The 26,109-nt window shown below is 63.5% G+C and carries 21 protein-coding genes; 9 read left to right on the forward strand and 12 right to left on the reverse strand.

Features of this window, described 5'->3' with window-relative positions:
- Positions 1–32: 32 nt before the first annotated feature.
- Positions 33–1,727 carry an MFS transporter gene (locus tag H3U89_RS00225; RefSeq protein WP_198179263.1) on the reverse strand — a complete coding sequence of 565 codons (1,695 nt, stop codon included), beginning with the start codon at positions 1,725–1,727 and terminating at the stop codon, positions 33–35.
- Between the two features lie 207 nt (positions 1,728–1,934).
- Here H3U89_RS00225 and H3U89_RS00230 point away from each other — a divergent pair, with 207 nt between their 5' ends.
- From H3U89_RS00230 to H3U89_RS00250, 5 genes are read left to right on the forward strand one after another with little or no spacing between them, the layout of a single operon-like run.
- A complete protein-coding gene (locus H3U89_RS00230; RefSeq protein ID WP_198179261.1) occupies positions 1,935–2,642 on the forward strand; it encodes a TetR/AcrR family transcriptional regulator in 708 nt (235 codons plus the stop codon).
- Positions 2,633–3,004, forward strand: coding sequence for a YccF domain-containing protein (locus H3U89_RS00235; RefSeq protein ID WP_045935278.1), 372 nt, complete (start codon positions 2,633–2,635; stop codon positions 3,002–3,004). Before H3U89_RS00230 ends, H3U89_RS00235 begins: the two co-directional genes overlap by 10 nt.
- 13 nt (positions 3,005–3,017) lie before the next feature.
- Entirely contained in the window at positions 3,018–3,557 is a 540-nt protein-coding gene (locus tag H3U89_RS00240; protein WP_198179259.1) for a peptidylprolyl isomerase, read from the forward strand.
- A 12-nt stretch (positions 3,558–3,569) separates the two neighbouring features.
- A complete protein-coding gene (locus tag H3U89_RS00245) occupies positions 3,570–4,061 on the forward strand; it encodes a very short patch repair endonuclease (RefSeq protein WP_198179257.1) in 492 nt (163 codons plus the stop codon).
- On the forward strand, positions 4,027–5,085 hold the full coding sequence (locus tag H3U89_RS00250) for a Gfo/Idh/MocA family protein (protein ID WP_045935275.1): 1,059 nt from the start codon (positions 4,027–4,029) through the stop codon (positions 5,083–5,085). The genes H3U89_RS00245 and H3U89_RS00250 overlap by 35 nt, the downstream gene beginning before the upstream one ends.
- Positions 5,086–5,119: 34 nt before the next feature.
- Here H3U89_RS00250 and H3U89_RS00255 read toward each other — a convergent pair whose 3' ends face one another.
- On the reverse strand, positions 5,120–5,698 hold the full coding sequence (locus H3U89_RS00255; RefSeq protein ID WP_198179255.1) for a haloacid dehalogenase-like hydrolase: 579 nt from the start codon (positions 5,696–5,698) through the stop codon (positions 5,120–5,122).
- A gap of 407 nt (positions 5,699–6,105) precedes the next feature.
- On the opposite strand from H3U89_RS00255, the gene H3U89_RS00260 reads away from it, so the two are divergent.
- Positions 6,106–6,546: a MarR family winged helix-turn-helix transcriptional regulator gene (locus H3U89_RS00260; protein ID WP_198179253.1), complete on the forward strand. Its 441-nt coding sequence runs from the start codon at positions 6,106–6,108 to the stop codon at positions 6,544–6,546.
- Between the two features lie 113 nt (positions 6,547–6,659).
- Here H3U89_RS00260 and H3U89_RS00265 read toward each other — a convergent pair whose 3' ends face one another.
- Together H3U89_RS00265 and H3U89_RS00270 are read right to left on the reverse strand one after the other, a co-directional pair.
- Positions 6,660–8,000, reverse strand: coding sequence for an MFS transporter (locus H3U89_RS00265; protein ID WP_232345376.1), 1,341 nt, complete (start codon positions 7,998–8,000; stop codon positions 6,660–6,662).
- Between the two features lie 242 nt (positions 8,001–8,242).
- The gene (locus H3U89_RS00270) at positions 8,243–9,637 is read right to left on the reverse strand and encodes a replication-associated recombination protein A (RefSeq protein WP_198179249.1); all 1,395 of its coding nucleotides are present in this window, start codon (positions 9,635–9,637) and stop codon (positions 8,243–8,245) included.
- A 271-nt stretch (positions 9,638–9,908) separates the two neighbouring features.
- Here H3U89_RS00270 and H3U89_RS00275 point away from each other — a divergent pair, with 271 nt between their 5' ends.
- Positions 9,909–11,423, forward strand: coding sequence for an amino acid ABC transporter substrate-binding protein/permease (locus H3U89_RS00275; RefSeq protein WP_176694642.1), 1,515 nt, complete (start codon positions 9,909–9,911; stop codon positions 11,421–11,423).
- 86 nt (positions 11,424–11,509) lie between these two features.
- Complete coding sequence (locus H3U89_RS00280; RefSeq protein ID WP_045936082.1) at positions 11,510–12,235, forward strand: amino acid ABC transporter ATP-binding protein; 726 nt, start codon at positions 11,510–11,512, stop codon at positions 12,233–12,235.
- Positions 12,236–12,245: 10 nt separating this feature from the next.
- Here the strand turns inward: H3U89_RS00280 and H3U89_RS00285 are convergent, their stop codons facing one another.
- The 7 genes from H3U89_RS00285 to hisS form a co-directional block, all read right to left on the reverse strand.
- On the reverse strand, positions 12,246–14,849 hold the full coding sequence (locus tag H3U89_RS00285) for a DEAD/DEAH box helicase (protein ID WP_232345378.1): 2,604 nt from the start codon (positions 14,847–14,849) through the stop codon (positions 12,246–12,248).
- A 118-nt stretch (positions 14,850–14,967) separates the two neighbouring features.
- Positions 14,968–16,158 carry an amino acid ABC transporter permease gene (locus H3U89_RS00290; RefSeq protein WP_198179247.1) on the reverse strand — a complete coding sequence of 397 codons (1,191 nt, stop codon included), beginning with the start codon at positions 16,156–16,158 and terminating at the stop codon, positions 14,968–14,970.
- Positions 16,159–16,164: 6 nt separating this feature from the next.
- On the reverse strand, positions 16,165–16,842 hold the full coding sequence (locus H3U89_RS00295; RefSeq protein ID WP_024627819.1) for an amino acid ABC transporter permease: 678 nt from the start codon (positions 16,840–16,842) through the stop codon (positions 16,165–16,167).
- 1 nt (position 16,843) lies between these two features.
- The gene (locus H3U89_RS00300) at positions 16,844–17,674 is read right to left on the reverse strand and encodes a glutamate ABC transporter substrate-binding protein (protein WP_198177547.1); all 831 of its coding nucleotides are present in this window, start codon (positions 17,672–17,674) and stop codon (positions 16,844–16,846) included.
- Positions 17,675–17,717: 43 nt separating this feature from the next.
- On the reverse strand, positions 17,718–18,533 hold the full coding sequence (locus H3U89_RS00305) for an amino acid ABC transporter ATP-binding protein (RefSeq protein WP_269748679.1): 816 nt from the start codon (positions 18,531–18,533) through the stop codon (positions 17,718–17,720).
- Positions 18,534–18,718: 185 nt separating this feature from the next.
- On the reverse strand, positions 18,719–20,521 hold the full coding sequence (gene aspS / locus H3U89_RS00310; protein WP_198179519.1) for an aspartate--tRNA ligase: 1,803 nt from the start codon (positions 20,519–20,521) through the stop codon (positions 18,719–18,721).
- 39 nt (positions 20,522–20,560) lie between these two features.
- On the reverse strand, positions 20,561–21,946 hold the full coding sequence (gene hisS, locus H3U89_RS00315) for a histidine--tRNA ligase (protein WP_198179245.1): 1,386 nt from the start codon (positions 21,944–21,946) through the stop codon (positions 20,561–20,563).
- Between the two features lie 84 nt (positions 21,947–22,030).
- On the opposite strand from hisS, the gene H3U89_RS00320 reads away from it, so the two are divergent.
- Positions 22,031–23,554 (forward strand): DUF349 domain-containing protein, encoded by a 1,524-nt coding sequence (locus tag H3U89_RS00320; RefSeq protein WP_198179243.1) that lies wholly within the window; start codon positions 22,031–22,033, stop codon positions 23,552–23,554.
- Positions 23,555–23,732: 178 nt separating this feature from the next.
- Here H3U89_RS00320 and H3U89_RS00325 read toward each other — a convergent pair whose 3' ends face one another.
- Positions 23,733–26,093 (reverse strand): RelA/SpoT family protein, encoded by a 2,361-nt coding sequence (locus H3U89_RS00325; protein ID WP_232340549.1) that lies wholly within the window; start codon positions 26,091–26,093, stop codon positions 23,733–23,735.
- Positions 26,094–26,109: the final 16 nt, after the last annotated feature.

Consider the following 26,109-nt stretch of genomic DNA (forward strand, 5'->3'; position numbering starts at 1 on the left):
ACCGCTACAGAGAAGACTGGATTGCGGATGCCTCAGACCTTATCAGCACCAGCCTTGCGGGCGGCCCGGCGTACCAGCACCGAGGCGACCAGACCCAGGAGGAGTAGCAGAACCGCGAAACCCATGGCCCACTGGGCGCCTTGGGTGAATCCCGCAGTCAGGGCCTTGGTCACCTGAGGACCCAGTGCTCCCAGCCGACCTCGGGTACCCTCAGCACGCAGACCGACTATGGCGTTTCCGGCAGAGGACTGAACCGATCTGACCAGGCCATCGGCCATCCGCGCCGAGATCCCCTTGAGGGCCGTCAGATGTCTTGGCAGCACCAGGCTCAGAGCAAGGGAGAGGACGGAACCGGAGACTGCGGCGCCCAGGGCGGTCCCCCACTGACGGATGGTGGACTGGGTGGCCGAAGCCTGGCCGGACTGTGCCACCGGGACACCGGAGAGCACCAGACTGGTCAGCTGTGCCGAGGCAAAGCCCAGACCAGCACCGTAAATAATCAGAGTCAGGGTCATGGGCCAGACCGGCACCGACCCACGCATGAGCAGAATGGACAGGGCCACGCCGACAATCTCCATCAAGAGACCCGTCTGCACCGTGCCGCCGGCCCCCAGACGGGCTGAAACCACCCGGGCCAAACCGCCGGACACGACCGATCCCAGTGCCATGACGCCCAGGATGGATCCGGCCCCAAGGGGACTCAGGCCTCTGGCGTTGATCAGATAGAGAGGCAGGATGAACATGACCGCGAACTGACCGGCGTTGACGATGGCGGCCGTGAGGTTGCCCCATCCGAAGGTGCCGATGGCGAACATGGACACGTCCAGGATGACCATCCTGCCCCTGCGCGCCCTGACCAGCTCGGTCAGCGCAAAGACGGCCAGCAGGGCCAGTCCCAGAATCAGACTGACCGGGACCGGTGACAGGGGCGCCGATGCAGACCAGTGCAGTGGGCCTAGTTCAAGTGTGGCGCGGGGATGCCACCAGCCGTAGGTCTGCCCCTCGATCAGCGCAAAGACCACCAGGGCCGAACCCAGGGCCGAAAGGAGTATGCCCTTCCAGTCGGCAAGCATCCCCCACCTATCACCTGTCTGCCGGGGCGCTGACTTGGTCTCGGGCACAAAGACCGCACTGGCCACAAGGACGATCAATCCCAGGGGCAGATTGACCAGGAAGATCCAGCGCCATCCGATGGTGCTGGTGAAAACCCCGCCCAGGAAGGGGCCGACCGCCGCAGCGGACGACATGACGGCCCCCCAGATGCCGAATGCAGTGGCCCGGTGACGGCCCCGGAAGGTGGCGGACACGGTGGACAGGGTGGATGGCATGACCAGGGAGCCGCCGATTCCCTGAACAAGCCGGGCCAGAAGCAGCAGTGTGCCGGAGGAGGCCGATGCGGCAAAGACGGAACCCAGCACAAAGATGACCGTGCCCACCTGCAGAATCCGCTTGCGTCCGATCATGTCCCCCAGACGGCCGGAGGGCAGGAGCAGAGCCGCCAGGACGATGCTGTAGAGGGCGGTCACCCACTGGGCTTGAGCCAGGTTGATATGGATGGCAGCGATGATGGAGGGTATGGAGACGTTGACGATGGACGAATCCAGCACAATCATGGCCAGACCCAGGGCCAGCACCCAGAGGGCACGCCAGGGCGGCGCAGCCTCCTGAGACCCCTGGCTGCCTGTCTGGCTGCCCTTCTTCACATCCATACTTGTCGATCCGGTCATCGGATTCCCCCTCACCCTGGTCTGCGAATTTTTTGCGACTATACGTCGCGAAAACCCGTCAGGCAAGTTCACTCTGCGCGGACAAGCCGCGGGCTGAAGAGGCCCTCGCGGCTTGGCTCTGCTGCGAATAGGCCATATCATATGCCCCATGACCGGTCGGGCTCGATTCACCAGGGCTGCACTTAGGCGGCCGGACCAAGGAGGACCATGCCCAGGATCCGCGAATCCACGCTCCAGGAGCACCGCGCCAAAACCCTGGACCAGATCATCGCCGCCGCCGAGGCCATCCTGCGCACCGGCGGACGCAACCAGCTGACCATGGCCGAGGTGGCCCGACGCACCAATCTGGCCCGGAACTCCCTCTACCGCTACGCCCGGGATGCCGACCAGCTCTGCGATATGGTCATGGAGCGACACCTGCCCGACTGGGGTCAGGCCCTGGCCCAGGCCCTGGGTACGACAGACGACCCGAGCCGGACGATCGAGGTCTGGACCCGCACCAATCTGGAGCAGGCCGGACTGCACGGACACGGCTGGCTGATGAACCTCTACGCCAAGCAGCACGACGAGCAGTTACGCCAGGCCCTGATCTACGGCAGTCCTTCGAATCCCCACGAGCCCGCCCCAGGGAGCGATCGGTCCACAGACCGGCAGATCCAAGCCCTGCTGGACTTCCACCGGCAGGTCAACCAACCGCTGATCCAGGCCTGGACAGCCCTGCGGCCAGCAGATCCGGCCATGGGCGTGGAGGTGACGCGGGGCATCGTCCAATCCGGCATGCGACTGATCGATGCCCTGGACCAGGGGCTTGCCCCCGAACAACGACAGCAACGACTGACCATCATCATCGAGAAAGTGACCGCCTGTGCCAAGGCCGTCACCGCCACACTGACGGAAGGACCCACATGCGCCTGATTGGCAACATCTGCTGGCTGCTGCTGGGGGGACTGGCCATCGCCCTGGCCTGGACCCTGGTGGGCATCGTGCTCTGCCTGACCGTGGTGGGCATACCCCTGGGCGTCCAGGCCCTCAAGATGGCAAGACTGACCCTGACCCCCTTCGGCAGGCAGGTCATCTACGGAGGCGGACTGGGTTCCTGGCTGGCCAACCTGCTCTGGATCATCCTGGGCGGCTGGTGGCTGGCTCTGGCCTATCTGGCGGCCGGACTGGTCACCATGCTGACCGTGGTGGGCATACCCTTCGGTCTGCAGGCCTTCAAGATGGCCCGCCTGGCCCTGATGCCCTTCGGATCCTCGGTGCGCGTCGCCGTCTTATGAAAGGATTGGGGACATGAGCACAGTCATCATGCATACCTCAGAAGGCGACATTCGCCTGGACCTCTTTGACGACAAGGCCCCCGAAACCGTGGCCAACTTCCTGGACCTGGCCGCCGGCCGCAAGGACTGGACCGATCCCGAGACGGGCCAGAAGCGACAGGATCCTTTCTATGACGGGCTGACCTTCCACCGGATCATCAAGGACTTCATGATCCAGGGCGGCTGCCCGCTGGGCACCGGCACAGGCGGCCCCGGCTACGAGTTCGATGATGAGATCGACCCCTCCCTGACCTTCGAGGAACCCTACAAGCTGGCCATGGCCAATGCAGGGCTGCGCCGCGACCCCGCCACCGGGAAGACCCACGGCACCAACGGATCACAGTTCTTCATCACCGCTGTGCCCACCCCTTGGTTGAACGGGCACCACACCATCTTCGGCCAAGTTGCCGATGAGGATTCCCGGAAGGTGGTCGACAAGCTGGATGCCGTGGCCACCGACTCGGGCGACCGTCCCCTTGAGCCGGTCTTCATCAACAGCATCGAAGTCCTCTGAGCCGTGCCGGGGATGGTTTCGAAAAAGACATCCAGCAGATTCCAGCCCGGCACACGCAGCTACACCATGTCCCGGATCAGGGGCACGGAAACATCAATAGAACGCCAGGTCCGGTCCTACCTCTTTTCGCGAGGTCTGCGTTTTCGCAAAAATGACAAGAGGTATCCGGGCCATCCTGATGTGGTTCTGCCCAAGTGGCGGGCCATGGTATTCGTCAACGGCTGTTTCTGGCACATGCATCAGGGCTGTGCCAAATTCTCCCTTCCCAAATCCAATGTGGAGTTTTGGACCACAAAGCTGACAAGGAACCGTCTGCGGGATCAGGAGCAGGGGGAAAAGCTGAAAGCCATGGGCTGGCGGGTCTTCACAGTCTGGGAGTGTCAGCTGGATGCCCGCCACGCCCAGGAAACCCTGCAGAAATTGTATGAGGCCATCACAGCAGATGGCGATTCGAACAGAGGAGTCAAGGATGAGCAGATTGAACGGCAAACGACAAGAGGCTGAGCAGAAGGGCATGCGGGTCAACTTCGCCATTCTCGGTGCCGGAAGGATAGCCAACGCCCTGGCCAAGACGGTGGTCATGATGGCCCAGGACCCGCAGTACAGCCATCTGATTGCCCCCTACGCCGTGGCCGCCAGGGACGGGGAACGTGCAGCCGCCTTCGCCGAAAAATATGGGTTCGCACATTCCTATGGCTCCTACCAGGAGCTCCTGGATGATCCGCAAGTGGATCTGGTCTACATCGCCACGCCTCACAGCCTCCACGCCGAGCAGGCCATCGCCTGCATGAAGGCCGGAAAGAACGTGCTGGTCGAGAAGTCCTTCGCCGCCAACGCCGATCAGGCCAGGCAGGTCATGGAGACATCCGAGAACACCGGCCTGCTCTGCACCGAGGCCATCTGGACCAGGTACATGCCCTCGCGTTCCATCATCGACGGCATCATCTCCTCGGGGGCAATCGGCACCGTCAGGACCGTGACCGCCAACCTGGGATATGTAACCGTGGGCAAGGCCAGGATGACCGACCCGGCCCTGGCCGGCGGCGCCCTGCTCGACGTGGGCGTCTACCCTCTCAACTTCATCGACATGGTCATGGGACCCAAGCCCATTGAACGGGTCTGCACGGATTGGGTCCGTAGCCCGGAGGGCGTGGACAGCCAGAACTCCACAGCCATTTTCTACAAGGATGGATCCGTGGGGGAAGCGACCAGCTCCATGGTTTCGGACAGCGACCGGACCGGCAGCATCTGGGGAGACCAGGGTTACCTGCAGTGCATCAATATCAACAACGTGGAGTCCATAGACCTGTACGACGGGGACCATAAATTGAGGAAGAGCTACCCCATCCCCGACCAGCTGACCGGTTATGAGTACGAGGTGGCCAGCGCCGCACAGGCCATCCTGGACGGCAAGACCGAGTGCGCCCAGATGCCCCACAAGGACACCATGCGCATCATGGAGCTCATGGACTCCCTGCGCCGCCAGTGGGGGTTGGTCTTTCCCTTCGAATCGAGAACCAGCAGATAAAAGCTGTAGATAAAAGCCATGGTGACCGCCCTGCCTATTTGATGCGGCGGACCCTGCCATGCTCGACCAGGTAGGCCCGCCGGGCAAGATCGATCATGGGCAGGTCGAAGGCCGAATCGGTGTAGAAGGCGTCGATGGCCGTCTCCCGGCCCAGGATCCGCTGAAAATGCAGGGGCTTGTCGGGTCCGAAGTTGAGGTAGCCCACAGTCAGGGACTCCAAATCCAGGGTGGAGCCGATGCAGCGGGTGATGCCCAGTCGTCGGCAGGCCTCCCCCGCCACCAGATCGAAGGAGGCGGTCACCACCACGTCGTCGGCCTGGGGGGTGTACCAATCCATGATCTTGTGCATGTTGGCATCCCAGAATTGGCTGACCAGACGATCCATGTCAAAGCCGGGACGCGAGGTCAGTCGACGCAGGTAGCGCGAGCCCACCCGACGCATGGCCGAATCCAGCTGCTCCAGGGTGACCCGGCCCAGACGGTAGCGAACGGCATAGAAGAGGGCAACCGGCAGGTAGTGCAGCACCCGCGGATCCTTGCGGACAGTGAACAGGTAGAAGTCAAGCAGGCTCTCGCCATCGTAGATGGTGCCGTCGAAGTCCAGTACCCGCATGCCAATCCTTTCCAGGTCCCGTCACGAAAAGGGAACATCTTAGCATACCGTGGAGCAATGACGGTGATAGTCCGCGACCTTGGCAGGACAACAAGGCAATTCCCTTAAGCCCATAAGCCTGAGCACAGGCCTGAAGTAGGCAGAAAATCCCTGCACAATCGACGATGAAAGGCTTCGAGCCGAATCGGCACCAGAAATCATGGCTTGCCCGGCCCATGTCTGGATCGTGGACGATACCCATGGTGTCGACGGTATTGATATGATGAAAAATGCGTCGTCCGTGCCGGGCCAAGGCTAGGGAGTTGCCGGAAACAGGCCTGGAAGGGGAACGGCGCCGAAGGGGTCCATGCGGTCAATCATGCCCGCCGAACTCTTTGATCTTCCTTACCAGCTAGGGGGCAGCAGCGATGTTGAAGAAGAGCCACTACCACAACCTGAGCAGCTGTATAGCCGGAATCTACCGGCATGCACGCAACGATGCCAGCCGGTACATAGGCGAAACCACCTTACGAGGCACCCAGGGTGATCTGATTATATACCTCTATGACCATCCCGGCCTCAGCCAGCGCCAGATAGCCCGGGACCTATGCGTAGACCCCAGTCTGCTGGCCCGGGATCTCAAGGCTTTGAAGGCCCAGGGTCTGGTCAGCCGTGAACAGAACCCCGCCGATCACCGGGTCAACATCATCGCCCTGACCAGGCCGGGCGCGGACATAGCCCGCAGGAGAATCAGGTCGGTCAACAACTGGTGGATCGATCTGTTCAAGCAGAATCCCGATATTGACCCCGAGACCTTCCAGAGCGAACTGCGCTGCGTCTACAACCGACTGCTGGCCAACCAGCTCTGATATCTCTTACAGATCAAGTGGCCTGGCCGAACCTTTCGCCGCCCTTGGACGGCTCCAGGCTCAGGCCAGCCCCCTTGATCTTCAGATTCCTTGCGACCTTGGACCGGCCTCTATCAGCCCACCGAACGACCGGAGGTCTCCCAGCCCATCAGGCCCACGACCAGCATGGAGGCCAGGGCCACCAGGCTGATGGTGACGAAGATCGAAGTGCTCCCCCATACGCTGAGCATGGCACCAATCAACACTGGCATGAGCACGTTGCAGAGCTTGGCGACGGCATTGGCGATGCCCACGCAGCGGAAGCGGACCGTGGTCGGGAAGAGCTCGGGGGCGTAGACGGCCACCACCGAAGACATGAGGACATAGAGGCTGGCCATGAGCAGGATGCCCACCAGAATGGCCGTGACCTGGCTGGTCTGCGCAGCGTAGAGCAGGCCGAAGACCGCCGTCAGTAGGAAGGCCGTGACGATGATCCGCTTGCGGCCGATCCGGTCCAGGAGCAAGGATCCGATCAGGCAGCCCAGTGGGGCGCCCAGCATCATCAGGGTGCTGATCCACAGGGATCCGCTCAGATTTATGCCCCGCTTGAGCAGGATGGTGGGCACCCAGGAGGTGAAGGCGTAGGAGCAGACGTTGGTGGCCGAGACCGCCACGGTGGCCACAATCAGTCCGCGAACCACGCTACCCGATGCCTTGGCGGGTGCCTCAAGGCCCTCATCCTTGCCAGCAAGTGCGGAACCGCTGACAGAATCGGAGCTTGACCCTCCTCGACCATTGCCGGCCTCCAGAAGCTCAACCACCTGGATGGCCTCGTCCATCCGCCCATGCAGGGCCAGCCAGCGAGGGGACTCGGGGATGTCACGCCGCAGATACCAGATCAGCGCCGCCGCCAGGCCAATGCCGACAAAGAGCGGCCGCCAGGACCAGCGCGGAATGATCCAGGCGCACAGGAGCATGGCCAGAGGCACTCCGGTGTTGGCCACCAGTGAGACGATGGCGCTCCAGCGGCCGCGGTGCCTGATGGGAGCGAATTCGTTGACCATGGAGAATCCGGTGACAATCTCGGCGCCCAGCCCCAGGCCGGCCCCCAGCCGGCAGACTGAAAGGACAGCCATGTTCGGCGCCAGAGCGCCCAGCAGGGTAAAGCCTCCGAAGAGCAGCAGGTTGATCTGATAGGCGGTCTTGCGCCCCCGCAGGTCTCCGATGAAACCGGCCAGCAGCGAGCCCACCAGGAGCCCCAGGAAACCGGCCGACAGGAAGAGGGAATTCTGGGCGACCGTGGACCATCCCGTGCTCAATGCCGAACTGGCTACTGCGCTGCCTACATAGACATCGATGCTGTCCATGAGCATTCCCGCGGCCACCAGGGCCACGATCTTATAAAAAGTAGCCGATTCACGAGCATTATCTACTCGCCGGGTAATCTCGCGGACCGCCAAGTCGTCCTCGGCCATGCCGAGATTCTTGGATTGTTCGGATATGTCTGCATTGTCAATGACCGCTGTCGACATCGTCACCCTCGCGCCCGTGCATGAGGCAGGCATGCCCCATGCGTCCATGCCAGACCTGCCGACGGCGACAGGCTCCTTCTGGGAGCATGGCGACCGTCAATATGGAAGGCCTGGACCCTGCGGCGTTTCGGTCATTGTGTGGCTACTCAACGTCTATTGGGTGACCAGTATAGGAGTCCGGACGGTCATTGCCCAGACCCGGCGTTTCCCTCCGGCCCGACGGCCCTGTCCAGGATGGCCCTGATCGCCTCCAGACGTGGGCCCAGCTGACGCTCATAGCCCCGATCATTGGGGTGATAGTAGCGCCGTCCGACCAGTTCGTCCGGCATGTACTGCTGGGGCGCCACTGCATCCGGCGCATCGTGGGCATACTGATAGCCCTCGTGGTTGCCCCAGGCCTTCATCAGCTTGGTGGGAGCGTTGCGTAGATGAAGGGGAACCTGGCCGATATGCCCGGCGTCCACGTCCTCCAGGGCCTGGTTGATGGCCAGGTAAGACGCGTTGGACTTGGGTGCGGTGGCCACGGCAATCACCGCCTCGGCCAGAATCAGACGGGCCTCAGGCATGCCCACCATGGCCACGGCCTGGGCAGCCGCGACCGTGATCTCCAGCACCTCAGGAGAGGCCATGCCCACCTCCTCGGCGGAGGCGATCATGATGCGTCGGGCGATGAAGCGCGGATCCTCGCCGGCCCGGATCATCCGAGCCAGGTAGTGCAGGGCCGCATCCACGTCGGACCCCCGCATGGATTTGATGAAGGCCGATGCCACATCATAGTGATCGTCGCCCTTCTTGTCATAGCGGACGGTGGCCACGTCCATGACCGAGGAGACCACCTTGGCGTTGATCAGCGGGCGACGCGCACCCTTGGCGCGAGACCCGTCCTCGGTAACCGCCCCGGCCGCAGCCTCCAGAATGGTCAGGGCCCGACGGGCGTCACCTCCGGCAAAGCGCACAATTTGTTCCAGGGCCTCTGGAGCCAGCCGCACCTGGTCCTTGAGCCCACGCTGGTCCTTGACGGCCCTGCGGACCAGCTTGGCCAGGTCCTGGTCGTCCAGGGCCTCCAGCTTGACCACCACCGAGCGCGAAAGCAGGGGCGAGATGACCGAAAAGCTGGGATTCTCCGTGGTGGCTGCGATAAACGTCACATCCCGGTTCTCCACGCTGGGCAACAGGGCATCCTGCTGGGACTTGGAGAAGCGGTGGACCTCATCGATAAAGAGGACCGTCTCCCGCCCCTGGCTGACCAGCCGCTCCCGGGCCTGGGCGAGGACCTGCCGCACCTCCTTGACCCCCGAGGTGACGGCCGAAAGCTCCTCGAAATGCCGCCCGGACTGTCGGGCCACAATATAGGCCAGGGTGGTCTTGCCCACCCCGGGAGGACCGAAAAGAATGACCGAACTGGGAGCGGTCAGACGGTTGTTCGGATCCGAGCGGGCCAGCCGCTCCAAGGGGGTTCCAGCAGCCGTGACCTTGTCCTGGCCGACCACCTCGTCCAGGCTCCTGGGCCGCATCCTGACCGCCAGAGGCAGGGTGTGCTCCTCGGGGGGATCCGCCGCCTGGAAGAGATCATCAACCATATGCACTACCTCATTCCTCGGGGCCCCTGTGGCTCCCCGCCCTCACCAGCATAGGCCTGTGCCTGCCACAAACAGCAGGACGAACGCGCTAGACTGGGAACCTATATGGCCGTATCGCCCAGCGCGTAGTTGGGTCCCGGAAACACGGTGTGTGTACAGTTTACTGGTCATCCGCCTGAATATATCTTCAGGTTGGCCCATGGACGGCAGCAAGGCCTGCCGCCTGAAAAACCCGGGACCGGCACAGTCGGAACAATAAGGAGAATCGCCAGTGATCGCCAAGCATGTTCGCCAGGGATGGACATCGGGTCCAGGCAGGTGGGCCATCGGCCTGCTCGCCCTGGTCCTGGGGCTCTCAGCCCTGATCGTCGCCCCCCTGGCCACGCCGGCGCAGGCGGCCGAGGACTCTCCCGCCGCCCAAGCGGTCCAAGGACGCACCTTCCGTGTCGCCACCGACACCACCTTCGCCCCCTTTGAATTCAGGGACTCCTCCGGCAAGCTGGTCGGCATCGATATGGATCTGATCCGCAAGATCGCCGACATCGAGGGGTTCTCGGTGCAGATCCAGTCCCTGGGCTTCAACGCCGCCCTTCAAGCCTTGAACTCCCAGCAGGCCGATGTGGTCATAGCCGGTATGACCATCACCGACCAGCGCAAGCAGGTCTACGACTTCACCGACCCCTATTTCGACTCCGGCGTGCAGATGGCCATCGCCAAGGACAACGACCAGATCCACAGCTACAAGGATCTGCAAGGCAGCGTGGTGGCCGTCAAGACGGGCAGCGAGGGCGAGGCCTTCGCCAAGCAGCGTGCGGCCCAGTACGGTTTCACGGTCAAGGCGGTGGACCAGTCCTCCACCATGTATGAGATGGTCAAGTCCGGCAATGCCCAGGCGGTCATCGACGACTACCCGGTCCTGGCTTACGGCATCGCCCAGGGCAACGGGCTGAAGACCGTGACCAAGAAGGAGCCTGGCGCCTCCTACGGGGCAGCCGTCCGCAAGGGCGAGAACAAGGAGTTCGTGGCCGCCTTCAATGAGGGTCTGGCCAGGATGAAGGCTGACGGCAGCTATAAGAAGCTGGTCGATTCCTACGTAGGCAGCGGCCACTCCAGCAAGAGCGCGCCCGCATCACGGCCCGGATTCTTCGAACTGGTCCGCCAGGCCTTCCCCTCCCTGATGCTGGGCCTGCGCAACACCCTGGCCATCACGGCAATATCCTTCGTCATCGCCCTGGCCATCGGTGTCATCCTGGGACTGTGGAGGATCAGCCCCAACCGGATCCTGTCCTGGATCGCCCGCATCTACGTGGCGGTCTTCAGAGGCACACCCGTTCTGGTCTGGGCCTTCTTCTTCTACCTGGGTGTCCCCCAGCTGATCGGCCACCGCATCAGCATCTGGCTGGCCGGCGCGCTGACACTGTCCCTGAACTCCGGAGCCTACCTGGTCGAAATCGTGCGCGGGGCCATCGACTCGGTGGACGTCGGGCAGATGGAGGGAGCCCGCAGTCTGGGCCTGACACGTCGCATGGCCCTGCGCCGGGTCATCCTGCCCCAGGCCGTCAGGTTCGCCACGCCCTCCATCATCAACCAGCTGGTCATCATGCTCAAGGATTCCTCCCTGCTGCTGGCCATCGGCTTCGGCGAACTGCTCTACCAGGCACAGCAGATCTACGCGGCCAACTTCCGCGTGACCGAAACCCTGTTCATGGTGGGCGTCATCTACTTCGTCGCCATCAGCGCCCTGACCTGGATGGCCAATATGCTCGATAGGAGGCTGCATCGATGAACTTCGAGGACCCGGACATGGACACCGGACGACTGACCCGTCGCATCCGCCAGAACCAAAGTCGCCGCAACCAGGGAGAGTCCCAGATGGCCGTATCCATCCGCGACCTGCACAAGCGCTACGGCGACACCGAGGTCCTCAAGGGGATCGACATGGAGGTCAAGCCGGGCGAGGTCATCTCCATCATCGGCCCCTCCGGCGCGGGCAAGTCCACCCTGCTGCGCTGCATCAACGCCCTGGAGATGCCGACCTCGGGCACCATCAGCGTCTATGGAATCGACATCTCCGACCCGAAGACCAACATCGACAAGCTCCGCGAGCATGTGGGCATGGTCTTCCAGCACTTCAACCTCTTCCCCAACATGAGCGTGGCCGACAACATCATGCTGGCCCCCCACATGTTGCACAAGACACCCAAGGAGGATGCACGTCAACAGGCCCTGGACCTGCTGGAGACCGTAGGGCTTCAGGAGAAGGCTGACGCACGGCCCACGGACCTGTCAGGCGGGCAGCAGCAGCGTGTGGCCATCGCCCGCGCACTGGCCATGCACCCGGACATCATGCTCTTCGACGAGGCCACCTCGGCCCTGGATCCGGAGATGGTGGGCGACGTGCTTGAAGTCATCCGCTCCCTGGCAGAGGGCGGCATGACCATGATTCTGGTCACCCACGAGATGGCCTTCGCCCGGGAGGTCTCCTCCAGGGTGATCTTCACCGACGCCGGGATCATCGAGGAGGAGGGCACGCCCGAGCAGATCTTCGGCCATCCGCAGAGCCCTCGTCTGCAGTCCTTCCTCTCCAAGGTCCTGTAATGCCCCGGGTCTAGAGGTCCATCAGCTCCTCGATGGGACCCACCCGGTATTCCTTGAAGACCACCTGACCGCTCTCCTGGGTGGCATCCAGGTCCACGATGCCGGCGATGCCCCAGTCGCGCTCCCCCTCCACATCGTCGAAGATCTGCCGGACCCGCCAGGTGTGCCCCTGGCGCTCGTCACGGTCATCCAGGCTGAAGAAGTCCGAGGACCTGGCCTGGGCATCGGTCAGAATCCGCTCATGGTCCTCGTAGAGGTCATCCAGCGCGTCGCTCCAGGCCCGCAGGCCATAGCCCCAGTCCGCATCCAGGTCGGCCAGGGCCTCCGGACGGTCGGCGGCCACCAGCTCCACCCGCTGGAACATGGCGTTGCGCACCAGCAGGGTCAGTCCCCGCCGGTCCGTCACCACCTGGTTCTCCACCTTGGGCGGGGCAGCATCCAGGCCGCTTGCGACTTCGCCATTTTCAGCCCTGCCCGCAGCCTCCCACTCATCCACCAGGCTGGAGTCCACCGAGCGCACAATCAGTCCCAACCAGGCCAGGATGTCCTCCAGCCGCTCATCCATGAACTCTTCGGGGACCGTCCTGCTGAGCGCCCGATAGGCATCGGACAGGTATCGCAGCAGGGTCCCCTCAGACCGGGATATTCCGTAGCGGGCGATGTAGCCGTTGAAGTCCGAGGCCGTCTCGATCATGTCCCGCAGAACGGACTTGGGGCGGATCTCATAGTCGTTGGCCCAGGGAACATCCCGACGGTAGCGGTCGAAGGCCTCCCCCAGCAGCTCCTCCAGGGGCTTGGGCCAGGTCACCTCCTGCAGACGTTCCATCCGTTCCTCGTACTCCAGGCCATCCTCCTTCATCTGCTGGATGGCCGCGTCACGGGCCTGCCGCTGCTGGGCCTTGAGAATCTGCCGGGGATCCTCCAGGGTGGCCTCGACCATGGAGAGCAGATTCATGTCGTAGTCAGGGTCCTCGGGATCCAGCAGCTCCAGGGCGGCCAGCAGGAAGGGCGAGAGGGGCTGGTCCAGGGCGAAATCCTCGGGCAGGTCCACGGTCGTGAAGTAGTCCAGGCCGCCGTCGGGGTTCCGTTCGGTCTCGATGACCCCCGTGTCGGTCAGGGTCTGGAAGATCTCGTCGGCCCGGTCCTGCAGATGCTCCTTCTGCTGCGGGGTCTGACGGGAGTCCTCGATCAGGTCCTCGACCCGTCTCCTGGCATCCCCGCCCTGGTCGACCTCGTTGAGCACCATGGCATGGGAGATCTTCAGGTGCGGCGTCAGGGTCTCGGGACGGGCCTCGATCAGTTTGTCGAAGGTTCCCTTGCCCCAGGTGACGAACCCCTCCTGGGGCTTCTTGCGTTTGATCCGCTTGAGCTTCTTGGGGTCGTTGCCGGCCTTGGCCACGGCCCTGGCGTTCTCTATCTCGTATTCGGGGGCCTCGGCCACGACCAGCCCGCTGGTATCGAAACCCATGCGCCCGGCCCTGCCTGCGATCTGGTGGAATTCCCGGGCCCGCAGGCGACGCATCCTGTAGCCGTCGAACTTGGTCAGTCCGGTCAGCAGGACCGTGTGGATGGGCACATTGATGCCGACCCCCAGGGTGTCCGTGCCACAGATGACCGGCAGAAGACCATCCTGGGCCAGCTGCTCCACCAGACGCCGGTACCGGGGCAGCATGCCCGCATGGTGGACCCCGACCCCGGTGCGCAGCAGCCGCTGCAGAATCCTGCCGAAGGCCGTGGTGAAGCGGGTGCCGGCCATGGCCTCCTTGATCCGGTCCCGCTGGCCCCGGTCGGAGACCCCCGTGCTGGACAGGGCCTGGGCCGTCTCCAGGGCGGCATCCTGGGAGAAGTGGACGATGTAGACCGGCGAATCCCCATCGGCCAGCAAGGACTCCACGGTGTTGGGCAAGGGGGTGTCCACATAACGGTAGTCCAGAGGCACCGGTCGTGGGGCGTCGGCGACGATGTCCACACCCACCCCGGTTTTGCGCTCCAGGTCCTGGGCGATCTGATCCACGTCGCCCAGGGTGGCCGACATGAGCAGGAACTGCACATCGGGCAGGGTCAGCAGGGGCACCTGCCAGGCCCAGCCGCGGTCCGGATCCCCGTAATAGTGGAACTCATCCATGGCCACGCAGCCGATGTCGGCATGGCGACCCTCCCTGAGCGCCTGGTTGGCCAGGATCTCGGCCGTGCAACAGATGACCGGGGCATCCGTGTTGATGTGGGTGTCGCCGGTGATCATGCCAACACGGTCGCGACCCAGAACCGAAACCAGGTCGAAGAACTTCTCGGAGACCAGGGCCTTGATGGGAGCCGTGTAATAGGAGCGCCGCCCTGTGCACAGGGCGATGAAATGCATGGCCAGGGCCACCATGGACTTGCCCGAACCGGTCGGGGTCGACAGGATCACATGGTCGCCTGAAACCAGGGAGAGGACAGCCTCCTCCTGGTGCGGCCAGGGGGTGATGCCCCGGGAAGCCACCCAAGAGAAGAAGCGGTCGTAAATCTGATCCTCGGTCAGGTTGCGGGGGCCTCCCGCCTCGGGGACCAAGTCGCCCAGGGAGGGAGGCCGGTCGGTTGAGGCGGTTGAGGAATCAGCATGTTCTTGGACCATGTCCACCAGTCTATCCGGCCAGGCACACAAGTCCGGCCGGAGGCCGGCTCCGTCACCTGACGCCTAAGTCCATAAAACGGACAAGCGACCAGGCAACAAAGCAACCGGGAGATCTTTGTCAGCTCCTGTTCTTGCCGTCTTTGTCGCTGCCGCCTTTCTTATCCTTCCTGGTCTTGCCCTCGGCCTTCTGATCGCCAGCGGAGCGGCTGCCACGGCCGGGCTTGAGGAAGTCCGGAATCTCCAGGCTCGCCTTGTGCGGATCGACCAGCGTGTCGGGCTGGGTCCGGTCATAGCCCTGGATGTAGCGGGTCTTCCTCCAGTGTTGGATGGAGGCGTTGGATCCACGATGGTGGGCGTGGTACTGCAATGGCGCGCCGCCGTACCGGTCCTCGTCCACCTCCTTGGCCACGGCTATCTGGTTGACATTGGAGGGATCCATGATGGCCACGGGCGCAGCCGGCTCCACGAAGTCGGCGGGGGCGGCGGTGCGCTCCTGCATCTTCTTGGGCAGCCAGCGGGCGAAGTGGGACAGCAGGAAGCAGACGAAGAAGTAGACCACCGAGGCCACCACCAGGGTCTGCAGGATGTTGAAGTACATGGAGCCCAGACGACGGGACTCCTGCAGCAGATCCGTGTACATGATGATGGAGCCCAGGGCCGTGTCCTTGAGGACCACGACCAGCTGGGTCACGGCCGCCGGCAACATGGCGTAGACGGCCTGGGGAACCTCGATCTGCATCAGCGATTGGGTCCTGGTCAGTCCCAGGGCCAGGGAGGCCTCGCGCTGGCCGTTGGGCAGGTTGCCCACGCCCGAACGTATCAGCTCGGCCACCACGGAGCCGTTGTAGAGGATCAGGCCCAGCACGACGGCCCAGTAGGAGGCCTGACTGACTCCGGCAAAGGCGAACCAGCGCCAGAAGAAGATCATCATCATCAGCACCGGGACGGCCCGGCAGAACTCCACGATGACGCCTGAGACCGCCCTGACCAGCCCGTTGGGCAACAGACGGCCTATGCCGAAGATGAACCCAAAGACGACCGAGCCGATCACAGCAACCACAGATGCCTTGATGGTCAGCCACAGCCCGGGCAGGTAGAAGTCCGACCAGGCTTCATAGTCCAGGGCCGGGCGCCAGAGCTCCCAGCTCAGCTGGTTCTCACCGTCCGGGGGGTTGTGCAGTCGCATCAGCACCAGGATGACCACTATGGCGAAGACGACAGCGGCTATCCAGTTGACGATTCGTATGGTGCGCCGGCCCTTGGGACCGGGCTGATCGAAGAGCAGCGAGCTCTCATTGTCCTGTGCCATGGCCGCTCACCTCCTCACTGCCAGCTTGTTGGACAGGTACGTGGTCAGCGCCCCAATGGGCAGCACCAGGATCACGTAGCCCAGGGCGAAGATCAGGAAGATGGCCACGATGGCGTTGGCGTGGAACTCGATCATCTCGCTCATCAGGGAGGAGCTCTCCGAGGCCACGGAGGCCGCTGCAGCCACGGTGGAGTTCTTCAGCAGGGCGATGAAGGTGTTGCCCAAGGGCGCCACCGACCCACGGAAGGCCTGGGGCAGAATGATCTGCGAGGCCGACTGGAAGAAGCTCAACCCCAGGGCACGGGCCGCCTCGGCCTGGCCCAGAGGCACCGTGTTGATGCCAGAGCGCAGGGACTCGCAGACGAAGGCCGCCGTATACAGGGACAGGCCCGTCACCGCCAGCCAGAAGAAGTTGACGGAGAATTCCGGCGAGAAGCTGATCTTGAGCTGAGCAAAGGCCCCCAGGACCATGAAGACCATGATGATGGTCAAAGGCATGTTCTGGAAGAACTCCACGTACCCCCGACCGACGGCCCGCAGGGAGGAGATGGGCGAGATGCGCATGATGACCAGGATGATTCCCAGGATCAGCGAGAAGAGGGCCGACCAGAGGGTCAGCTGGATGTTGACCCAGAAGGCCGCCGGAATGTCGTAGTCGGAAAACAGTTCGATGATGGTTGACATCTCACTCCCCTTCCACGGGCTTGGGCGGGTTGTAGCGCGGGTCGGGTTTGTAGTGGGTGCCCCGGGTGTTGTTCTCCAGTGCCCGCTGCCAGGAGCCGTTGGCCTCCATGTCGGCCAGGGCCGCGTTGATCTTGTGGGCCAGCTCGGTATTGCCCTTCTTGATGCCCACGCCGTAATACTCCTGGGTGAAGGGCTTGCCCACCAGCCGCAACCTTCCACGGGAGGCGGAGGCCAGACCTGCCAGGATGATGTCATCAGTGGTGACCGCATCGACGATGCCGGAGAAAAGGGCGGTGGCGCATTCGGCGTAGCCCGGCTGCTCCATCAGCTGGACCTCCTTGGCGAACCGTTTCTTGACGGTGACGGCCGAGGTTGATCCGGTCACCGAGCACAGCCGCTTGCCGTTGAGGTCCTCGGGGCCTCGGATATGATGGTCCTCCTTGCGCACCAGCAGGTCCTGGCCGGCCACGATGTAGGGTCCGGCGAAGGAGACTGCCCGCTTGCGCTCGTCAGTTATTGAGTATGAGGCCAGGATCATGTCCACGTCGCCGTTCTGGAGCATGGCCTCACGCTGTTTGGAGGGGGCCTCCTTCCAGACGATGTCGTCGGCGCTGTAGCCCAGCTTGCCGGCGATGTATGTGGCCACGTCCACGTCGAAGCCCACATAGGTCCCGGCCTTCTTGAAGCCCAGGCCGGGCTGGTCGAACTTGATGCCCACCCGGATCTTGCCTGCCTCCTTGTCGGAGCCGCAGGCCGCCAGGGAGACCAGGCAACCCAGAGCGCACAGGATTGCGGTCAGATTCCTGACCAGCCGTTTCAGCGGCCGGCCCATGCCATGCATGCTTGCATTCATGCGGATATGCTTCCCTCCTGCTTCAGTGTGTCAGAATCTTGGACAGGAAGTCGGCGGCCCGCTGGGTCTGGGGGTGGTCGAAGAAGTCGTCGGGGTTGTCCTTCTCCAGGATGCGCCCATCGGCCATGAAGACGATATGATCGGCGGCCTGACGGGCAAAGCCCATCTCATGGGTCACGCAGATCATGGTCATGCCCTCCTGGGCCAGCTCGATCATGACATCCAGCACCTCGTTGACCATCTCCGGGTCCAGGGCTGATGTGGGCTCGTCGAAGAGCATGACCTTGGGCTGCATGGCCAAGGCTCGGGCGATGGCCACACGCTGCTGCTGGCCGCCTGAGAGCTGGGACGGCATCTTGGAGGCCTGGGATTCCACGCCCACCCGGGCCAGGAGGTCCATGGCCAGGTCCTCGGCATCCTTCTTGGGCATGTGGCGCACCTTGATGGGCGCCAGGGTCATGTTCTCCAGGATGGTCTTGTTGGCGAACAGGTTGAAGGACTGGAAGACCATGCCCACCTCGGCCCTGAGTCGAGCAAGGTCGCGTCCCTCCTGGGGCAGGGGCTCCCCCTCGATCCTGATGACACCCGAGTCGATGGACTCCAAACGATTGATGGTCCGGCACATGGTGGACTTGCCCGAGCCGGAGGGTCCGACCACCACCAGCACCTCACCGGTGTCGACCTGCAGGTTGATGTCCTTGAGGACGTGCAGGCTGCCAAAATGCTTCTCGACGTGGGCCAGTTCGACCAGCGGCCCGGACTTGTCCTTGACGGGGCGATCCGAGGCCGGTTTCTCCGGCAGAATCCGCTCCGACGGATGTTTGGTTGTTTCGCTCATATTGGGCAGTTTACTCATCCTTTGTTGCGGAACGGCCATAGAAACGGTTCTCCTGGAAAGCGGATGCAATGGCCAACCCCCCGGCCGGCCGGTCTGCAGCACATCAGAGGGCACAAACAATAAAGGCCGGAACCCCGCAGGATTCCAGCCCTTGTGGTCTCTCGTCCCTCAGTGACGGAATGCGCTCAGTCGGCATCCTCCTGATCCGGCTCCCAATCCACACCGGTCTCGGCGCGTTGCTGGTCGGAGATGGGAGCCGGGGCTCCGGTCATGGGATCCTGGCCGCCGCCGGACTTGGGGAAGGCGATGACATCGCGGATGGAGTCCGCCCCCGTCAAAATCTGTGCGGTCCTGTCCCAGCCGAAGGCGATGCCCGCGTGGGGCGGAGCGCCGTACTTGAAGGCATCCAGCAGGAAGCCGAACTTCTCCTGGGCCTCCTCGGGGCCGATGCCCAGCACCTTGAAGATCCGGTCCTGGATGTCGTCACGGTGGATACGCACCGAGCCGCCGCCCATCTCCTCGCCGTTGCAGACGATGTCGTAGGAGTCGCTCATGGCGTGCTCGGGATCCTTGTCGAAGCGGTCGATCCAGTCGGCCGAGGGCATGGTGAAGGGGTGGTGCATGGAGGTCCACTTGGAATGGCCCACGGCCACATCGTCGTCATCCGGGTCGTCGGTGGGCTTGAAGAGGGGGAAGTCCACCACCCAGGTCAGGGCGAATTCGTCGGGTTTGAGCAGCCCCTGGCGGCGGGCTATCTCCACACGGGCCGCACCCAGCAGGGTCTGCGAGGCCTCGCGGGGTCCGGCTGCGAAGAAGACGGCATCCCCGTCCGAGGCACCCACGGCCTCCTTGAGGCCCTGGCGCTCGGCATCGGACAGGTTCTTGGCCACGGGTCCCTTGAGGGTGCCGTCGCCGGTGAACTGGACGTATGCCAGACCCTTGGCACCCCGCTGGCGGGCCCACTCCTGCCAGGCATCGAACTGCCGGCGGGGCAGGTTGGCCGCGCCTTGGTAGACCACGGCACCCACGTAGGGGGCCTGGAAGACCCGGAAGGGGGTGTCCTTGAAGTACTCGGTCAGCTCGACGATGGGGTTGCCGAAGCGCAGGTCGGGCTTGTCGGAGCCGTACTTGTCCATGGCCTCCTGCCAGCTGATCCTGGGGATGGGCAGGCTGACCTCGAATCCCGCAGCCTTCCAGACCTCGGCGATGACCTGCTCGGCCATGGCCATGACATCCTCCTGGGAGGCGAAGCTCATCTCGATGTCCAGCTGGGTGAACTCGGGCTGCCTGTCGGCACGGAAGTCCTCGTCGCGGTAGCAGCGGGCGATCTGGTAGTAACGCTCGAAGCCGCCCACCATCAGCAGCTGCTTGAGCAGCTGGGGGGACTGCGGCAGGGCATACCAGGACCCAGGCACCAGGCGGGCCGGCACCAGGAAGTCGCGGGCACCCTCGGGGGTGGACTTGATCAGGGTCGGTGTCTCGATCTCGCAGAAGTCCATCTTGTCCAGGGCGGCACGGGCGGCCCGATTCATGGCGGCCCTCAGACGGATGTTGTGCTGCATGGAGGGGCGACGCAGGTCCAGATAACGGTAGCGCAGCCGCACATCCTCGCCGGGCAGCTTGTTCTCGGCTTCGTTCTCCAGGGCAGTGGACACCTGGAAGGGCAGGGCTGCCGACTTGGCCAGCACCTCGATCTTGTCGGCCACGATCTCGATGTGCCCGGTGGACAGATGCTCGTTGTCATTGCCCTCGGGCCGTTCGCGAACCTTGCCGGTGACCTGAATCACGTACTCGCTGCGCAGGGGGCGGGCCTCTTCCTCGTCGTAGATGACAATCTGGACCAGACCGGAGCGGTCACGCAAATCAATGAAGGCCACGCCTCCGTGATCCCGGCGGCGATCCACCCATCCGGCCACCGTCACCTGGCGACCGACCATATCCTGCGTGACATCCGTGGCGTAGCTCGTTCTGTAAGCCGACTGGCCCATGCTTTCCTGTACCTCCATAATGCTCGGCCTGCCCCTGCGTCAGACCTGGTATTCCACACTCTGCCGGGCATACAGGCTATCCGGCGTCCACGACACCAGGTCAGCCGGAACCTGTTCGCCGGTAATGATGTTCTTGACCTGGTCGCCCTCCTGCTGGCCCTCCTTGGCCGGGAACCAGACATAGGGGATGCCCAGGTGGTCGGCATAGCGAATCTGCTTGCCGATCTTGGCTGCGGTGGGAGCCACATCGGCAGCGATCCCCCTGGCCCTCAGGTCCTGGGCGATGTGGTTGCTGGCGGTGCGATCCTCCTCGTCCCAGACAGCGACCATGACCGCAGCCGGGGAGACACGGGAGGCCTGGACCCCCTGGGCCAGCAGGTAGGAGAGCAGCCGTGAAAGCCCGATGGACAGCCCCACACCCGGGTAGGTGCGGTTGCCCTGGCTGGCCAGGTTGTCGTAACGACCGCCGGAGCAGATGGAACCCAGGGACTGCGCCCCCTCCAGGAAGGTCTCGTAGACCGAACCGGTGTAGTAGTCCAGACCACGGGCGATCTTCAGATCGGCGATGACCGAGCCCGGCCGGATGCGGGCTGCCTCGTCGATGATCATAGCCAGCGTCTCCAGCCCCTCAATGGCCAGAGAATAAGAAGGAGACTGCTTGTCGATGCCGACCTTGTCGACCAGGGCATCGAACCGCTGGCGCAGCTGCTTGCCATCATCGGCGGTCAGCTCGGCCAGATCCAGGCAGGCCCTGGCCTGGTCCTGGTTGGCGCCGCACTCACTGACCAACAGGTTGGCCACTTCGTCAGGGCCGATCTTGTCCAGCTTGTCGATCTCGCGCAGAACGCCCTCGACATCCTCCAAACCCAAACCCCGGTAGAATCCCTCGGAGAGCTTGCGGTTGTTGGCGTGCACGGTGGGCTTGGGCAGTCCGAAGGCCCGCAGCTCCTCCAGGGCGCTCAGCATGACCAGGGGCACCTCGACCTCGTAGTGGTCGGGCAGTTCCCCGTTGCCGATCACATCAATATCGGCCTGGACGAACTCCCTGAACCGTCCCTCCTGGGGGCGCTCCCCCCGCCAGACCTTCTGAATCTGCCAGCGCTTGAAGGGGAAGGTCAAGTCGTTGCTATTCTCCACCACATAGCGGCTCAGCGGCACGGTCAGATCAAAATGCAGGCCCAGCCTGCGCTCCACCGGTACATCCTTCTCCTGACCCAGGTCCTGCAGTCGGGAGAGCAGGTAGATCTCCTTGCTGGTCTCCCCCTTCTTGAGCAGGCTGGAGCCCTCTTCCACAGCCCTGGTCTCAATGCCGATGTAGCCGTTCAATTCAAAGACCTTGCGAAGCGTGTCAATGATGCGCTGCTCCACCACTCTTTGTGAAGGAAGCCATTCAGGGAAACCGGATAGAGATGTGCCTTTTGCCATAAGAACCTATACTATAGGAGGTCAAGGAAAATGGTATTGCCATATTTTGCGATCTCTCCAACACACAAGCCTAAGGAGCTGGCCATGGCCGACAACACCGCCATCACACCCGAGAACACCTCGACACCGCAGGAGGAGCACACCGCGGACGCGGAGGGCCAGGTCGCCGCTGCGACGACGCCCGAAGCCGGACAGACCGCTTCTACTGAGGATGCGGCGACCCAGAGCGCACCGGTTCCGGCTGAGACGAAGCCTGCAACTGCCGAAGCGCCTGCTGCACCCAAGCCCAAGGCGGTTCCCTCCCCTGCTGCTCTGGCCCACAAGGCCCCTCACGTCAAAGCCGCTCCAGCCGCCCCCACATACAGCCAGGAGGAGATCGACAAGGCTGAATCCTTCGGCCGGGTGGACGAGCAGGGCAACGTCTTCGTCCGCGAGGGCGACCAGGAGCGCCAGGTGGGTCAGTTCCCCAACGCCGATGCCAAGGAGGCCCTGAACCTCTACGCCCGCCGATACCTGGACCTCAAGGAGAAGCTCAACCTCTTCGCATCCCGGCTGCGCAGCCCCAAGATCAAGGCCCACGAAATCGACGAGTCCATAGCCTCGCTCAAGGAGGAGACCAGCCAGCCCGAGGCCGTCGGCGACTTGGCCGCCCTGCGCACGCAGCTGGACCAGCTGGCCGAACAGGGCCAGGCCCGTAAGGCCGAGCTGGCGCAGGCCCGCAAGGACGCCATGGCCAAGGCCATCAAGGAGCGGACCGCCATCGTGGAGAAGGCCGAGGGACTGGCCGCCTCCCTGGGCGACTCCACCAACTGGCGTTCCACAGCGGACAAGTTCGGTTCACTTTTCGAGCAGTGGCAGCACCACCAGCGCACCACCATCCGCATCGACAAGGCCGACGCGGACGCGCTCTGGAAGCGCTTCTCCTCCGCCCGCACCACCTTCAACCAGGCCCGCCGCAAGTGGGCCCAGCAGCGTGACGCCCAGCGGTCCGAGACCAAGCGGATCAAGGAGGAGATCATCGCTGAGGCCGACCAGATCAAGGACTCCACCGACTGGGGACCCACCTCCCGCCAGTTCAACGAGCTCATGGACCGTTGGAAGCAGGCCGGACGGGCGGGCCGTCAGGATGACGATGCCCTCTGGGCTCGGTTCCGTCAGGCCGCGGATGTCTTCTTCAACGCCCGTCAGGCCGACCGTGACAAGACCTCCGTCAACGAGCGCGAGAACCTGACCAAGAAGGAGGCCCTGGTGGCCAAGGCCGAGGCCCTGCTACCCGTCAAGGACACCAAGGCCGCCAAACAGGCCCGGCAGGAACTGGCCAAGATCCAGGAGGAATGGGACGCCATCGGTTTCGTCCCCCGTGACGACGTGCGCAGGATCGAGGGCAGGATGGATGCCGTCGACCGGCAGATCAAGGCCGTGGAGGATGCGGCTTGGAACCAGTCCGACCCAGAGGCCGATGCCCGAGTTTCCAGCTTCGAGCAGCAGCTGGCCGCCCAGCTTGAGGATCTGGATCGTCGCATCGCCGCCGAGCAGGATCCGGCCAAGAAGCAGGAGCTGGAGGCCGAGAAGGCCACCAAGGAGCAGTGGATGAACGCCGTGCGCTGACCACAGCCGTTTCCGCTAGGACCCCCGGCCTGGTCATTGACCACCGGGGGTCCTTCTGTAACCTCCGTTGATAACCATCTTTCGGACTTTGGCCAGACAAATTTCCGAGCTACCAAGGATGCTGTCGCAAGAGTGTAGAGGAAAGCAGTATATAGCTGTGGTTGGCTGCAGGGGAAGGTCAGATGGCCCGCATATGGGGGCTGGCCGAACCCTTGGCTCCGGTCAGCCGGTAGGCATCGAAGACCCCGTCAATCTTCCTGACAGCCGACAGGAGGGTGTTCAGATGCTGGGGGTCGCCCATCTCGAAGACGAACTGGCTGACCGCCACCCGGTCCCGGCCTGTGGACTGGCTGCCCGACAGGATATTGACGCCATGGTCGGACAGCACCTGGGTGATGTCCGAGAGCAGATGGGGCCGGTCCAGGGCCTCCACCTGAATCTGGACCATGAAGGTGCCCTGCTTGCCCGTCCAGGAGACCTCGATGATCCGTTCGGGCTGCTTCTTGCGCAGGTCCAAGAGGTTCTGGCAGTCGGACCGGTGGACCGAGACACCCTGGTTGCGTGTGATGAATCCGGTGATGGGGTCTCCCGGCACTGGGGTGCAGCAGCGTGCCAGCTTGACCCAGACATCGTCCACACCCTTGACCGAGATCCCCTGGGAGGTCTCCGGCCGACTGGACTTGGCGACCCGTTGCAGGGGAATGGCCTCCTGCTCCACCTCGTCCTCAAGGGCTGACCGGCCTGCGTCATGGACCAGCCGGGAGATCACGTTCTGGGTGGAGACCTGTCCGTCGCCGATGGCGGCGTAGACGGCATTCTCATTGGGATAGTTGAGCTCGTCGGCGGCCCCCACCATGGCTTCGGGAGTCAGCAGGGTGGCCACGGGCAGGTTCCGCTTGCGCATGGCGCGGATCAGCTCGTCCTTGCCCTCCTCGATGGTCTCCGAACGGCGCTCCTTACTGAACCACTGACGGATCTTGCTGCGGGCACGGGGGCTCTTGGCAAAGCTGAGCCAGTCGCGCGAGGGCCCATCGGTATCCGACTTGCTGGTCAGAATCTCAACCGTGTCCCCGTTGCGCAGCTTGGTATCCAGGGGGACCAGACGGCCGTTGACACGCGCACCCATGGTTCTGTGGCCGACCTCGGTGTGGACGGCATAGGCGAAGTCTACCGGCGTGGAATCGGCGGGCAGGGAGATGATCTTGCCCTTGGGCGTGAACACGTAGACCTCGGCCGAGCCCAGATCGTCCTTCAAGGAGCCCAGGAATTCATTGGAGTCCGGGGTCTCGCTGGTCCAGTCGGCCAGCTGCTGGATCCAGGTCAGGTTGTCCTCCTGGCTCAGCTCCCCCTCCTGGCGCTCACGCTTGACATCGGACTTGTCAGGCTGGGAGAGCTCGCGGCCAGCGGAACCATTCTCCTTGTACTTCCAGTGGGCGGCGATGCCGAACTCGGCGCGACGGTGCATCTGCCAGGTGCGGATCTGAATCTCCACCGGCTTGCCGCCCGGACCCACCACCGTGGTGTGCAGGGACTGGTAGCGGTTGGTCTTGGGCATGGCTATGTAGTCCTTGAACCGCCCCGGCACCGGGCTCCAGCGGGCATGGACGGCGCCCAGGGCCGCATAGCAGTCGCGGATGGTGTCCACGATGATGCGCACGCCGACCAGGTCGTAGATGTTGGCGAAATCGTGCCCGCGCACAATCATCTTCTGGTAGATGCTGAAGTAGTCTTTGGGCCGACCCGTCACCTGGGCCTTGATGCCCTGGGCGTCCAGATCCTCGTGAATCTCGTCCAGGATCTGCTTCAGGTAGACCTCGCGCTGGCCGGCCCTGCGGGAGACCAGGACCACGATCTCGTTGTAGATCTTGGGATAGAGGGTCTTGAAGCTGAGCTCTTCCAGCTCGGTCTTGATGGCGTTCATACCCAGCCGGTTGGCAAGGGGCGCATAGACATCCAGGGTCTCGCGGGCCTTGCGCTGTGCCGATGAAGCCTTGACATAGCGCCAGGTGCGTGCGTTGTGGACCCGGTCGGCCAGCTTGACCACCAGAACGCGCACATCCCGGCTCATGGCCACGATCATCTTGCGGATGGTCTCGGCCTGAGCCGAATCGCCGTAGTCCATCTTGGATATTTTGGTGACCCCGTCCACCAGACCGGCCACCGTGTCGCCGAACTCGTCCCTGCACTGCTCCAGGGTGTAGTCGGTGTCCTCCACGGTGTCGTGCAACAGACCGGCCGAAACCACTGTGGGCCCCATGCCCAGGTCTGCCAGAATCTGGGCCACAGCCAGTGGATGGATGATGTAGGGCTCGCCGGACTTGCGCCTCTGGTCGGCATGCTGAACCACGGCCCGGTCATAGGCGCGCTGAAGCATGGACAGATCTTCATCGGGATGATGAGCGGAGCAAATCTCCCAGATGGGCATCAGGGGGTTGAGCGGGTCGTCGCTGACCTCGCAGCCCAAGGCTCTGGAGGACAGGCCGGAAGGGGCCTGATCGCCGACATCATTGCTACAGACGCTGCCCTCCTGAGTGACCATTCAAGCCTCCAATGTC

The sequence above is a fragment of the Bifidobacterium sp. W8104 genome (genome assembly GCF_016100735.1).
Classification (GTDB): Bacteria; Actinomycetota; Actinomycetes; order Actinomycetales; family Bifidobacteriaceae; genus Bombiscardovia; species Bombiscardovia choladohabitans.